This is a genomic window from Acidovorax sp. SUPP2825, assembly GCF_030158995.1.
Taxonomy (GTDB): domain Bacteria; phylum Pseudomonadota; class Gammaproteobacteria; order Burkholderiales; family Burkholderiaceae_C; genus Paracidovorax.
The window spans coordinates 1-12,135 of the sequence record NZ_BQXK01000029.1; the positions used below are offsets into that span (position 1 = coordinate 1).

The 12,135-nt window shown below is 61.6% G+C and carries 15 protein-coding genes; 13 read left to right on the forward strand and 2 right to left on the reverse strand.

Annotation, left to right across the window (positions count from 1 at the left end):
• Positions 1–215 precede the first annotated feature (215 nt).
• Both AVAK2825_RS23110 and AVAK2825_RS23115 read left to right on the forward strand, forming a co-directional pair.
• Positions 216–620: a hypothetical protein gene (locus AVAK2825_RS23110; RefSeq protein ID WP_284402769.1), complete on the forward strand. Its 405-nt coding sequence runs from the start codon at positions 216–218 to the stop codon at positions 618–620.
• A 59-nt stretch (positions 621–679) separates the two neighbouring features.
• Positions 680–1,264, forward strand: coding sequence for a hypothetical protein (locus tag AVAK2825_RS23115; protein ID WP_284402770.1), 585 nt, complete (start codon positions 680–682; stop codon positions 1,262–1,264).
• A gap of 23 nt (positions 1,265–1,287) precedes the next feature.
• Here the strand turns inward: AVAK2825_RS23115 and AVAK2825_RS23120 are convergent, their stop codons facing one another.
• Positions 1,288–1,416 (reverse strand): hypothetical protein, encoded by a 129-nt coding sequence (locus AVAK2825_RS23120; RefSeq protein WP_284402771.1) that lies wholly within the window; start codon positions 1,414–1,416, stop codon positions 1,288–1,290.
• 19 nt (positions 1,417–1,435) lie between these two features.
• Here AVAK2825_RS23120 and AVAK2825_RS23125 point away from each other — a divergent pair, with 19 nt between their 5' ends.
• From AVAK2825_RS23125 to AVAK2825_RS23165, 9 genes are all read left to right on the forward strand, one after another.
• A complete protein-coding gene (locus AVAK2825_RS23125; RefSeq protein ID WP_284402772.1) occupies positions 1,436–1,903 on the forward strand; it encodes a hypothetical protein in 468 nt (155 codons plus the stop codon).
• Between the two features lie 80 nt (positions 1,904–1,983).
• Positions 1,984–3,180, forward strand: a complete 1,197-nt coding sequence (locus tag AVAK2825_RS23130) for a PFL_4669 family integrating conjugative element protein (RefSeq protein WP_284402773.1) — start codon at positions 1,984–1,986, stop codon at positions 3,178–3,180.
• A 44-nt stretch (positions 3,181–3,224) separates the two neighbouring features.
• Positions 3,225–3,773, forward strand: coding sequence for a hypothetical protein (locus tag AVAK2825_RS23135; RefSeq protein ID WP_284402774.1), 549 nt, complete (start codon positions 3,225–3,227; stop codon positions 3,771–3,773).
• Positions 3,774–3,852: 79 nt separating this feature from the next.
• On the forward strand, positions 3,853–4,320 hold the full coding sequence (locus AVAK2825_RS23140; protein WP_284402775.1) for a single-stranded DNA-binding protein: 468 nt from the start codon (positions 3,853–3,855) through the stop codon (positions 4,318–4,320).
• Between the two features lie 83 nt (positions 4,321–4,403).
• On the forward strand, positions 4,404–4,745 hold the full coding sequence (locus AVAK2825_RS23145) for a hypothetical protein (RefSeq protein WP_284402776.1): 342 nt from the start codon (positions 4,404–4,406) through the stop codon (positions 4,743–4,745).
• A 44-nt stretch (positions 4,746–4,789) separates the two neighbouring features.
• Positions 4,790–5,128, forward strand: coding sequence for a hypothetical protein (locus AVAK2825_RS23150; protein WP_284402777.1), 339 nt, complete (start codon positions 4,790–4,792; stop codon positions 5,126–5,128).
• A gap of 13 nt (positions 5,129–5,141) precedes the next feature.
• On the forward strand, positions 5,142–7,142 hold the full coding sequence (locus AVAK2825_RS23155; RefSeq protein ID WP_284402778.1) for a DEAD/DEAH box helicase: 2,001 nt from the start codon (positions 5,142–5,144) through the stop codon (positions 7,140–7,142).
• 41 nt (positions 7,143–7,183) lie between these two features.
• Positions 7,184–7,369, forward strand: coding sequence for a hypothetical protein (locus AVAK2825_RS23160; RefSeq protein ID WP_284402779.1), 186 nt, complete (start codon positions 7,184–7,186; stop codon positions 7,367–7,369).
• 163 nt (positions 7,370–7,532) lie between these two features.
• A complete protein-coding gene (locus AVAK2825_RS23165) occupies positions 7,533–9,314 on the forward strand; it encodes a hypothetical protein (protein ID WP_284402781.1) in 1,782 nt (593 codons plus the stop codon).
• A gap of 378 nt (positions 9,315–9,692) precedes the next feature.
• Here AVAK2825_RS23165 and AVAK2825_RS23170 read toward each other — a convergent pair whose 3' ends face one another.
• The gene (locus AVAK2825_RS23170; protein ID WP_284402782.1) at positions 9,693–10,670 is read right to left on the reverse strand and encodes a DNA-binding protein; all 978 of its coding nucleotides are present in this window, start codon (positions 10,668–10,670) and stop codon (positions 9,693–9,695) included.
• Positions 10,671–11,002: 332 nt separating this feature from the next.
• Between AVAK2825_RS23170 and AVAK2825_RS23175 the strand changes: the two genes are divergently transcribed.
• Both AVAK2825_RS23175 and AVAK2825_RS23180 read left to right on the forward strand, forming a co-directional pair.
• Complete coding sequence (locus AVAK2825_RS23175; protein ID WP_284402783.1) at positions 11,003–11,755, forward strand: DUF3577 domain-containing protein; 753 nt, start codon at positions 11,003–11,005, stop codon at positions 11,753–11,755.
• A 130-nt stretch (positions 11,756–11,885) separates the two neighbouring features.
• The gene (locus AVAK2825_RS23180) at positions 11,886–12,122 is read left to right on the forward strand and encodes a hypothetical protein (protein WP_284402784.1); all 237 of its coding nucleotides are present in this window, start codon (positions 11,886–11,888) and stop codon (positions 12,120–12,122) included.
• The last annotated feature ends 13 nt before the right edge of the window (positions 12,123–12,135 follow it).

A 12,135-nucleotide genomic window follows, 5' to 3' on the forward strand; every position in this document is an offset into this window, starting at 1 on the left:
AGCGTTTTGCACCAAACGGTACGTCGTACCACGTGGAGCGTTTTGCACCAAACGGTACGTCGTACCACGTGGAGCGTTTTGCACCAAACGGCACGTCGTGCCACGTGGAGCGTTTTGCACCAAACGGCACGTCGTGCCACGTGGAGCGTTTTGCACCAACCTGTTCCTAGGCCACTCAATTCACTATTTCATCAACTCAATAAAAGGGAAGAACCATGGCAAAAAAGATAACGAGCGAACGCCTGTTTGTGGAGCTTTTGCACCGTCTGGGCAAGTACAGCGATGCATTGATGCTTCATACCGCGCTGCGGGAGCAAGCAGATGTCGCCGAATGGAAGACAGCAGTCACTCAAGTTTCGCAGTTCGCTCTGGACGGCCAGATCAACAAGTGGCAGGCACAGCGCGCACTGGACCGTCTTACCCAGCTGGGCCTGATCGAAGTGCGTATCCACACCAAGACCGCAACCCACATCAAGGTGGACCGCGATGCCGTCATGGAACTGCTCCAGCAGCCCGTGTCGAGCCAGTTGCCCGGCATGCGCGGCAAGGACTTCGCGTTCCTGCAGGCCTGGAACGACTCTGCCGCCGCCGCTGCGAGCGCCGTCGAGGATGCGTCGTGATGCGGGGCCTGCGTCTTTCTCAGTCGTCCGTATGGTCTCTCTTGCCGCTCTTGGGATTGATGAACGAGGCCAAGGCACAACCGGCGATCGCCACGGCGATGAACGCCCCGAAAGTCCAAAATACTGAAATAACGTTGAGTTTCATTTGCGGTCCTGACGGGCTGTTCCTGATTCACGATGCCTGGCTCATGCTCTTCATGCCTGCGATGATGGTCCTGGCATGGGGCGCCATGGTACTTGCCGACCTCATGCACTCCACAGTCAGGCAGCAGCTTCAGTCCTCCACCTTTGCGAAATCCAACGGAGCATCCTCCCTGTTGTCGGGACTGACTGGGGTCTCGGTCCGCGCCATCCTTGTCAGTGCGCCTTTGCTCGCCGTGTTCTTGCTTGTGTTCGCCACCGGACAGGCCGAGACCTCCACTGCCACCCTGCATGCCATCGGCACTTGCACAAACGGCGTTCTCCAACTTCACACGAGCTGGTTCTTCTTCGCTCTCGGCTCCATCGTGCTTGCCGTCTGGCTCGCCAGCGCTCTGCAGCTTCCTCGAGGCCAGTCCATGTATCGCGCCGCGTACCGCCCTACCGATGGTTCGGCCCACGGCAATCGACTCGCATCGTCCAGCCAGGCACGGGAGGCACCGTAATGCTGGGCCCTGTTTGCACCAGATCAGCGATCGCCTCGCTTGATGACCTCTGTCACCTTGACAACCAAGATTGCAATCTCCGCCACAGCCAGTAATCCCAGAAACCACAAGAACGGCCCAATCATGTCCCCAACAGTTTCTTTGCTCAGCATTTGTTCTCCCGATGGTGTATTGAAGGTATTCGACGTCTGGCTGGCCATGCTCGCGCCGATCGTCTTCATCATGGCCCTGGGCGCCATCACCATCCGCAACGTCGTCGACGAAGTGTGCTGGCACCTGGCACGCCGCAGCGCTTCGCGGCGCGCGGATGGTAGCCGATCGCTTCCTGCACTCCCCAAACCCCGGATGACCGCACTGGTGGCAAGCGTGCCGTTGCTGGCCCTGCTGGCTGGCCCCCTCGCCTGGATGCTCTGGACCGACCGCATCGAGATCGGCTCTGCCACCCACACCGCCGTCGGCCTGTGCACCGAGGGCGCGCACTTCATCGGCTACTACCCCATGCTGGTCCTGGCCGGCGGCATCCTCGTTTGCCTGCTGATGGCGCGCTGGTTCTTCGACCACGTGTTCGAGCCTTGCATGGGCTGGATCGCCACCTTGATCGTTCGCCGCATCGTCCCCGGCACACCGACCAATCACTGAGGGCATCCAGCCATTCAATCGTCTTCGTCTCGCATCCCTCATCGACAACCCCTCTCACCCCTCGAATCAAGGAGGACCCCATGGCCACCAGAGCCGCAAAGAAACCCGCTTCACCGACTGCCATCGCCGCAGCCACCGCGGCCACCGTTCCCGCACCCGTCCAGAACAGCACGATCCTCGCGCCGCCCCGTTCGCGCCTGACCTTCTCCACTGAACCCAAGTCGCCCTTCCAGGATGGCTACTCCATTTCGGGCGAAGAGGCGGTGCTCGCCGAGTTTCTCGCGGGCGACATGTCCGAATCCGACCCGCTGTACGACCGCTACGTCGAACTGGAAGACCGCAAGGATCGCCTGGAGCGCATGCAGGCGGACTTCCAGACCCGCCGCGGCGCCGACCCGCTGGTCGCGCCCAAGGAGTTCTTTTCCATGCTGGAGGTGGGCAATCTGGTCGATACCGATGTCGACCAGATGTCGGTGCACACCAAGGAAGCCATCCGCATGTTCATGGGGCGCACCCGCGAGCCGGGCAAGGAAGCGGCGCCCATCATCGGCGGCAAGCGGATCGCAGCCGCGCTGCGCAACCTGTGGATGCTCACGGCCAACGACAACCCCTACGCCGACTGGGCGCTCCTGCGGCACGAGGAATCCATGCAGCAGGTCCAGCGGCGTCTGGCCCGCGAGTCCAAGGACGCCCTGGGCGTGCTGGAGGAGCAAAAGCGCAAGGGCCTCACCTATTCGCTGCTGCAATCGTCTCAGCCGCAAGTGCTCAATCTGGGCTTTCGGTCGCCCTATGGCTACGCTGTCTCCAGCCTCATCGTGGACTTCGATCACTACGTGCGGGTGCAAAAGACGCTGGCGCGCAAGAACCTGCGCTCGGACGACCAGACGCGCCAGTCCATCTCGGAGATCACCCGGTTCATCCGCCGCGTATTCAACGAGACCGCTCGGTTCGATCGCTGGCTCACGCGCGAGGAAGTCCGCGGTCTGTGTCGCGCCGATTTCGTTCCGGAGGCTGGCGGGGAAGCCAGTTCGCAAGCGGCCAAGCGCCTGGAGTTCGCCACCGAGGTGTTCGGCGCGGTGCCGGCCGACGTCTTCACCACCAAGCTGCAGCCACGTCATTCGCGCCGCCGCATCCAGATCAGTGCCGTCGAGCGCCAATTGCTGCAGACGGTCGGTGCCAGATTGGCCCAGGCCGAACAGGCCGATGGGTCTGCAGTCTCCCTGGATGCAGCTGATGGAACTGCCCAAGGCGCGGAACCAGCAGAGGTCGCTCGCTGATGCCATGGTCCGGCCTCTGGGGCACACCCGCGAACCGCGCTGACTTGACCGCCGTCGTTGATGAAAGGGCTGTGGTGGTGAAAGGGCGTGTGGTTGAAAGGGCCGAACAACCCACGTCGCAAGTGGAGCGTGTTGTCAATTCGGTCAAGTGGGCGCGCGAATCGCTCAAGGACGAGACGTGTCAAGAACGAGCTGACACAAAGGCCTTTACGGGTAAGGGCACCCGCCAGGAGCTGCGCCAACTGATCGCCGAGATCGACCGGCTGGAACAGGCCATGCGTGAACTGGCAAGCGTTGTCCGCCAAGTTCCTGGCGCATCCATCTATCTGATGCTGCACCACAAGCGCTCCAACGGCTACACGTTCCTGCGCTGGCGCGAACTGGGGGCCGGCAAGCGGCACCTGTCCTGGGCCGATGTTCAAGCCTTGCTGCGATCGCGGGAGGCCAGCGCCCGTGCCTGGTACGGCCAGGCCACCGAGCAGGCCCTGTCGCTCAATGCCCAGCACCTGACCGCGCGCAAGCGCATCCGCGCCCTGCGTTTCATCCTCACCCGGGCGCAGCAGCCGGTGTACGCACGCCGGATTCCAGGATGACTGATTCCCGAATGACTTCCAACCGCCCCTGGCCTGGTGCAGCCAGGGATCGGTCAATCAACGCACTGTGGAGAAATTGATGCAGAACCTTTTTATCGGCAAGGGCAACCTGGCCAAGCCGCCCACGCTGGAACGCAACATCTCGCGCAGGACTGGCGAGGAGTTCATCGTGGCCAAGATGCGTGTGATGTTCAGCCGCTATGGGCAAAACAATGATGGCGACTTCGAGCAGGTCGGCGGTTTCTGGCGCGAGGTGGAGATCTACGGCAACAAGGCCGAGGCCTGCGCGAGGTTCCTCAAGACGGGCGCGCGCGTCCTGGTGGTAGGCGAGGAGCGCGACTTCATGGCCAAAAACGAGGCCGGCGACGAGGTACAGGTCATCAAGATCGTGGCCGAGGACGTCGCGCTGCAACTGTCGCGCATCGAGTCGATCCAGTTCACCCCATCCCGTGGGCAGCAGCAAGTGCCCGACCCAGGAAGTGACCAAGGCGGTTACCAAGGCGATTACCAGAGCCAGCCGCAGGAATTCGACGAAATTCCCATGTGACCCTCAGCGCTCAGTAACTCACCTTTCCGGGAAAACGTCGCCAATATTAGAAATTAATTCAACCGGAAATATAGGAGTCGAGTATGAGTGAAACAATCGATGGAGTTCAGAGAGAGGATTTACTCGGGAAATTCGATGAAAAGTCCTGGCGCGAGGTGTGCGAAAAACTGGCCGACCAAGCCGCCAAGGGATGCGGTCTTTCCCATGATTATTACGTCACACGCTTCAGCGCTGAAATCAACATTGCATTGAAAAGTATTCCTGCGGAGTTTCATCCGCAGGCATTGAAGGCGGCACAGTATTTTGACTATGCCTCGGCCGATGAATTACGTGAAACTGCTCAGTCGAACGCCAAGAACGGGATTTGCCCCCATGGCATTGATAAAAACTGCTGCCCTCTGGGTTGCGGAGATCGCGATGACTGAATGGCTGAGCCAGTTCGCGCTGATGAACCTGACGGGAGTCAAATATGAATGTTGAGCCAACGGAAGAAGTTCAAGCCATCGACGCGCGGGGACGGTTCGATGAGCGCGCCTGGCGCAATATCTGCGCCCAGATTGCCGTCGCAGCCTCCAAGGACTGCCGCCAGCTCTACGATCAATATGTGGAGGTTTTCAGTGCCGGCGTTGATGCGCAGCTTAAGAACCTGCCATCGGAGTTTCATCCGGCGGCGTTGAAGATCGCCGCCCAGTGGGACTATGCCCAGACGCCCAACGATATTGCTAAAGGCATTCGTGAGCACAATCGGGCGGTAATGGAGAGGATTCGAGATTTGCAGAAATCGCCTGTGAATCACTCGGGCTGGTAATCGACACCCGCGCATGAATATTCTCCCCTCGAATATGCCGCACCTGGAGCCGGTGTCCCTGCGCGCTCCGGATCTGCTGGTCCAGGCGGTCTCCGATGGCAGACGCATTGGCCTGCAGCTGCATTACGTGGCTGGAATGGGGCGCACCCTACAGCAGGCCGGCGCCTGGTGGGTCGCAGGCCGGCGCATGTGGGCGCTGGAGCAGACCGATCCCGAGCAGCTGGTGCATTGGCTGCGCACGGTCTATCGCGGCCAGCATGTGGATCTCGATGACGCGCTGCCCCTTCTACGCGCTGCCGTTGCCTCTCCTGAGCCGGACTACTTCGCGCAGCTGCTCGATGTGCAGGTCTTTCCGCTCGCCAAGGGCGACATGGCCCGTGGCCGGCACGCGGTGAGCTTCACCTTCGACACGCCCTGCGTTCGGGCCGTCAAGGCGCTGCAGGGGCATTTTCATCGCCATGCATCGGCCTGGCAGGTGCAGGGCTCTGCACTGGCGATCCTAGATGCGCTGCGCCAGTTCGCGGGCGTGGTGCCCGAGTTCGTCTTCGTCCACGAGCAGCCGGTCGTCCTGGAGGATCTGGTGGGCTCCACCTCGCAGGCCTCGCCCATCAAGGTGCCTGCGGCCCCTCCTGAATTCGGCGTCGGCGGTACGGGCGAAGCCAAGGGCGTGGCGTTCATGTCGGCCGAGCTGGATGACGGCGTGGACGTGGACATCGACGAGGCCGAGCTGGCTCGCATGGCCGTGCATGCCGGGCTACGCGACTACCAGGTCGCCGGTGTCCGGCACCTGGCGTCGCAAACGGGTGCTTGCCTGGGCGATGACATGGGCCTGGGCAAGAGCCGCCAGGCGGTCGTGGCCACGCGCATGGCTGCAGGGGAGGGCAGGGTGCTCATCCTGTGTCCGGCGTCGCTGCGCATCAACTGGGAGCGGGAGATCCGAGCGGTGTACCCTAATGCGATCGTGGGCATGGTCGGCGAGGACCGCATAGCCACCTTGCACGGTTGCCAGTGGATCATCGCTAATTACGAGCGCTTGGGAGGGCTCGTGCGCGAGACGGACCTGCAGTTCGCGGTGATGGCAGTTGACGAGGCCCACTACCTGAAAGAGCATCACGCCGGCCGCACGCGCAATGCCTTCATCATGGCCACCCGCATTCCGCGCCGGTATGTCATCTCGGGTACGCCGCTCTTGAACCGAGAGATCGAACTGCACACACTGCTGCGGCTCACGGGCCATCGGCTGGGGCAGATGCCGCTGAAGGACTTCCGTGGTCAGTTCACGGGCTCGCGCGAGAAGAGGGCGCTGCTCGCAGGCGCCCTCAAGGGGTGGATGCTGCGCCGGCGCAAGGACGTCCTGAAGGACCTGGGGACCAAGAGCCGCCAGGTGCGGTACATCTCGCCGGCCGAAGGTCTGGGAGCCTACAAGGCGATCCACGACGACATGACCCTACAGGCAATGCCCAAGATCACCAAGCTGCGGCAAGCCCTGGAGGCGCTCAAGACGCCCTTCCTGATCGAGACGGTGGAAGGGCTGTCCGAGGGCGACAAGATCATCGTGTTCTGCGAGTACATGGCGACGGTGGAGGCCATGAAAGGTGCCTTCGCCGCAGCCGGCATCCAGTGCGTGACGCTGGTGGGCAGCGACTCGGCCACCAAGCGCCAAAAGGCCATCGATGCCTTCCAGAACGATCCAGCGGTCACCGGGTTCATCGGCACCACCTCCGCTGCCGGCGTCGGTATCACGCTGACGGCGGCGAATTACGTGGCTTTCGCATCGCCTCCCTGGACGCCGGCACTCATGCGCCAGGCCGAAGACCGGGCCTACCGCCTGGGGCAGCGCCGCAACGTCATGGTCATCGTGCCGCTGATCGCCGGCACCCTGGACGAGGGTGTCTGGAAACTGCTCGATCGCAAGCAGGAGACGGAGCGTGACGTGGTGGAGGCGGAGATGGCTGGGCCAAGTGGTGCAAGCCCTGCCGCTGCCGAGTCGCCCTGGCTGGCCGCGGCTGCGTAGGACCGCAAATACCACTTCAACACTGAAACAGGAAAGTTCTCATGTGGTCACCATATCACCGATGCGAGGAGTTCGAACTGGCGGCAGATGCCTGGGAATGGCTGCATACCGAAGGGTTCGTGGCGACCTGGGATCACCTGGTCTTCGTGCATCCGGATGGGCGCCAGGCCCGCCTGTTCCTGCCGCTGGGAGAGAGGGCGGATGAGACGGCATCGATCACGATTTAAAAGGCCGGGCCAGGCGATTTGGCTTCGATTGCGGGGCTACCCTAAAAGCTTTTGACTCATGGAACATTCAATGAATATGGTTCGTTTCGGGAAACGTAGGTTCGCTTTTCGCGGCTAATGCTTGTCTAGATGGGCAACACTGTTGTGTTTATCAAGGACTGATATGGATTGGTGGAATCTGGAATCTTTCAAGCTGCAGTACCAAGCGTTGCATGATCTTCAGAATAGACTGCCCAACAGTCCGCATCGTGAGACGGCATCGCCCGTGCACGCGCCTGCGGAAAGCTCTGATGTGCTGCGAGAGCTGGCACAAATGCGGCTGAATGGGCGCCAAAAATACGGCGAAAGCGCCCGGCTCGCGCCGAGGCGCAATGACGTGTTCCAAGACATGCGCGCGCAAAAAGTTCACATTCGACGCGCCGATTCGCCTGCCGCGCAGTGGATAACGGAGCAGCAAACTGTTCCAGAAAGCGCCACCGTTCATGATCAACGTCAGGAGCCAGACGATCGTCCATCGACCTCGGCGGCAAGGCGTGGCGTACTCGCCCAAATAGGAGGCGCGATCCGGCGTGCGACCGGGCCGGGCTCAAGGACCCCTTATCCGGCCGACAAGGAAATGATCGATCTGTTTGTTCCCGGCGCTGAGATCGGCGGGAGCAATTCCCGGAGCGCGCGCACTTACGCAGCCCTGTTGATACGTTTTAGCGCTTGGCTCAGGCAACAAGGCAAGCCCGGCTTGCGGGACCGTCTGTTCGACGAGGAACTGACACGCGAGGTCTTGCAGTTCCAGCAAAAAATCAAGCATACGGATGTGGCAGCCGCACTGGAGCACCTTCGCGCGACGGAATCCAGCGGACATGGAGTGGTGCAGATCCCGGGGTATCACGTGATTTCTGACGCCGATGAATGGCTCATCAGTGAGGCATTTCCGGATACCCCCAGGTACAGAAGCGAGCTGCGCGCCTTCAGCGAATGGCTCCATAAAGAAGGTAGGGAGGGGTTGTGTGACGCGGACACACTGCACTCCGAAACTTTGATGAATGATGCCCAGGCTTACGCAAGCACTCACATGCACAGCAACAATTTGGTTGCAGCGCTGAAGCAGCTGAGGCTATTTGACATCGCCGGAATGACTGCCATCCGCGATAAGCGCGACACCCGTGGGATCCCCGAGGCTGATCGCCAGCTCAGCGAGAACTTTAAAGATGCTTTATTGGCGGCCGGCCGCGGGAAAACGTACGCCGCTAATGTGTCAGGCCGCGTGCGCCAATTCAGCGCTTGGCGGCAGGAAAAAGGAAAGGGATCCCTGGCGTCATGTCTGCATGACCCAATGGTGGATGTTGATTTGGATCTCTGGACCCACGGTAAGAATCCGGCCTATGGCAGGACGATGAGGAGCATGCTGAAGCAAGTGCGTGCAACTTTTCCTCCCAACGTGCCGTTGCAGTTCCTTGGAGCAGGCGCTGAACCGTCTTATTCCTCGTACTCCCACATGCTTCCAGCCACCCCTGCCGGTGGTTGGCCGCAGGCGCCACAGGGCTACTGGAATCCCGATACACCGGCGGAGGAAGTCACACAGCCTACATTGTCAGTGCAGCCCGAGGCGTCAAATTCCACCTTTGGGGATCTCGAGTCGTTGGACTCCTGGCCACACCATGGTGGCCGGGAATTCGACTGGGGTACAACGCAGCAAGAAGTTAGGGGCCCTGGGCGCAATGCTGCTGGAGCAGAGTCGGCAATGCCGACCTTTGGCGAGGATGACACCGGGTGTAACTGGGCGCACGGCGCCCAGATTGCACCCGAATGGCTGGTAAACCGTGGGGTTTACGATCAGCAGATCGTTCGCATCCGGGACGTGGAGTATCGGGTCGTCGCCATGCCGGGCATCAGCAACGCGTGGGGCCAGCCACAACTCTTTCTTTACCCTCACCTTAGAGGCGGCTGACCGATTCACGCGATCTGAGCGGCCTCTCACGCTATTCGTCGTCGTTGTGGCGTGCTTAAGCGGGTGCCGGGGACGGGGCACCAGACTGCGGGCTGAACCGCGTTGCTGATCGCGTGAGCCGTTGCCGAGTTATAAGCTTGATTGGCCTTGAAGCGGCGTATCGATTCAGGTCGCTCCAGCCCATCGGTAGCAGAGCCATCTGTGTCTACCGACGACGTGCAGGCATTGATCAGCGCGCTAATCGGTTTCGATATGGCCCAATGTCGTGCCGATAAGCTCGCCGGGGGGCAACCCGGGGCCATATCCAAACCCATCAAAAAGCGCAGCCGCTACGCGGTCGCCGCATCCCCCCGACACGACACCCGGGTGAATGGCCGCTTATTTCTTCGACTGCGAACCAGCCACGAAGGTCTCCAGCCGACCGCGCAGCGTAGCGGCTTCCTCCCGCGCTTGGTCGCGCTCGATCTGGGCCGCTGTCAGCCGCTCGGCTTGGCGCAGCGCCTCGGCAGCGATGGTCTTGCGCTGCTCCTGGTGCAGCTGCGCCGCCACCTCCGCGCCGGCCTGCAGCTTGGCCAACTCGGTGCGCGCCTGGTCGCGCTCCTCGCTCGTTGCCTTCGCCGCCTTCTGTGCCTGATCCAGTGCCGAGCGCGCCTGGTCGGTCGACAGATGGGCCCGCTCCAGATCCGCACGCAGTTCATCGGCCCGCCGCTGGATCTCCGTCGTGCGGCTCGTCGCCCCGGCCAGCTCGGTGCGCAGGCCCTCGATCTGTGCGGCATGGGCCTCGACCAGGGCCTGGGCCTTGTCGCGCTCGGCCCGCGCTTGCTGGGCGTCGCCATGGGCGCGATCCAGTTCGGTGCGCAGTTCGCCGGCACGGGCGTCCGCCTGGGCCGCGCTCGCGTTCGCCACCGCCAGCTTGTTCCGCAGATCGTCCGCCTCGCCCCTCGACGTGGCCAGCAGTTCCTGGAACGCATCGCTGCGGGCCCTGGCCTCGTCCAATTCAATTGCGAGAGCGTTGGCCAACTCCTCCGCCTCGAGGCGCGCAGACTGCGCCTGGTCGCGCACGACTTCCAGGCTATGTCTTTCCGCGGCCAGCCGGCCGTTGGCCGTCTCAAGGGCCAGCGACCACAGGTCATTGGCCACGTCCTCGAGTTTCTCTTTGAACGCCTGCGGCGCCGGCTCCACGACAGGTGTCTTCCGCGCAGTCTGCCGGGCGCGCCACTCCACCATGGCCTCGGAGATGGTCGTGAAGCTCCCACTGCCCAGTTGCTTGCGCACCGCCGCCAGGGTGGGACTGGCGCCCGCCGCGTCCAACTCGTCCGCTACCGCAAAAATCCGCTCTTTGGTAATCGCTGCCATTGGGTGCTCCCGTGAATGGTTGTATATTGTAGATTGTACGATACTACAAAATATAAATAGCAGTTTTTTAGCCTGCGCAGGGCCGGATGCCGCGGCGCGCAAGCCATCTTGACAATCGAGATCAGTTTGAATAACGTTCGCCCCGTGAACTGCCGAAAGGCAACACAGAAGCGCCTCAACTCCTGGGAGGCGCTCGAATCGACTCCCAAGGTCGATTCCGGAGTACCTTCATCCTCGTAACCCGGACAGGGAAATCATGTTTCCCTGTCCCGAGCCGCAAGGCTCTGGGTTGGGTGCGTGATTTCCTCAAGTTCATCTTTTTGGAAATCACCATGACTGCAACCACCCAAGGCAACGACTATTTCAATCTGCACACCAACGGCATCGGTTACCTCAACCGCGTTCGTTGGGTTGAAACCAAGAATGGCGGCCGCCGTGCCGACCCCTTCCTTGCGTGCAGCATTTCCGCCTTGCGTGGAAATGCAGAAGACCCCGACTACACCTACTTCGATCTTCGGGTCAGTGGGGATGAAGCCATCGCCATGGTGGAAAGACTGGGCGTCGATGTACAGGAACAGCGCAAGGTCGTCCTGTCCTTTCGGATCGGCGACATCTACCCTCACCTGTACGAACGCGATGTGATGGATCAGAAGCGTCGTAAGACGGGTCAAAAGGAGATGGCTACCCTCATCAAGGGGCGCCTGCTTCTGATCAACAGCATCACCATCGATGGCGAGAACGTGTACCGCCGTGAGGCGGATGCACCTCAAAACGACCTGCAACCCGGTTACGACGAACCGTCGCAAGGGGAGGGGGTCGATCAAGAGTGGCACGAGCCAGAGCCAGAGCAAAGGCAGGAGCGACCGGCGCCAGCGCCGGCGGCACGGCCTGCAGAGCGCTCCGCGCAGCACGCTGCCCAGCAGCCACGCCAACAACGTGGCCCAGTGAACCGCCCACCGGCTCCGCCACGGCACCCACAGGCTGCCCGCCCACCCGCTGCACCTCCTCAAGGAAATGCAGCGTACAACGCGGGCTATGCAACGGGAAGGGCTGTCCGCAGGACCGTCGACTCCGCTGCTGCCTGATTCGCCGTAACCCCTCAAACCCCTGAACCTGCATTGCAGGCAAGGGGGTTTTCTTTTTTCTTCCATCCCCTGGGGACCACCGATCTCCAGTGGGGGCAGGTGTCCCTTTTTTTCACGAAAGGCATCCACCATGAACCAAGCTGCTACCGTCTCCGGCACTGCTCCCACTCTCCATGGACATTTGGCCAAAGAGTGGTGCGGCAAGCTACTGCCCCTGCAGGTTCTGCAATCACAGCGTGGCTACTACGTCGGCACCGCCGGTGAAGAGGGCCCCGTCTCTCGGGAGTCCAACGAATACTTTCGGACCGACGAACTCGCCCGGCAGGCCCTGCAGGACGGCAACTGGACCCAAAAGCAGGAACCCTGATGATGCAAATGCT